Annotated in this window: 1 protein-coding gene; it reads left to right on the top strand. The window is 64.0% G+C overall.

Translation table 11 applies throughout. The annotated features are described in order from the left end of the window. Window positions 1-14 precede the first annotated feature (14 nt). The coding region (locus tag AC1DDH_RS20555) for an SCO6880 family protein (RefSeq protein ID WP_476956225.1) at window positions 15-484 on the top strand (470 nt) is incomplete at its 3' end.

Raw genomic sequence — 484 nt, 5'->3', positions numbered from 1 at the left:
GCTTCGGCACCCGGATGGCCTTTAGGCTCGCCAAGTCTTCCGGAACGAACCTCTACCGCTCCGGCCCTTTGGGTGTGACGGAGTGGGGCATGTATCAGCTGCCCGGTCTCGCGGCGAAGTCGACCCTGTACGAGTTCGCCGACTCCTACAAGCGCCCGTTCGCCATGCTTCACGTCCCGGCTACCAGCCACTTCACCGTTATCTTTTCCACCGAACCTGATGGCGCCTCCTTGGTTGATCCTGAGCAGGTCGACGCCTGGGTAGCCAATTGGGGTGGTTGGCTAGCGGGCCTTGCTGACGAGGCCGGACTGGACGCCGCGGCGGTGACAGTAGAGACCGCCCCGGACTCCGGGTACCGGCTGCGGAACGAAGTCGAGATGAACATCGACCCGAACGCACCGGACTTTGCCCAGGCCATTCTGCGCGAGGTTGTCGATACCTACCCGGAGGGATCGGCCACGGTCCGCGCCTGGGTGTCTCTGAC

Source organism: Arthrobacter sp. 10T425, from assembly GCF_056393985.1.
Note: the sequence above shows the minus strand (reverse complement) of the source record. Positions and strands in the feature narration are given on the sequence as shown.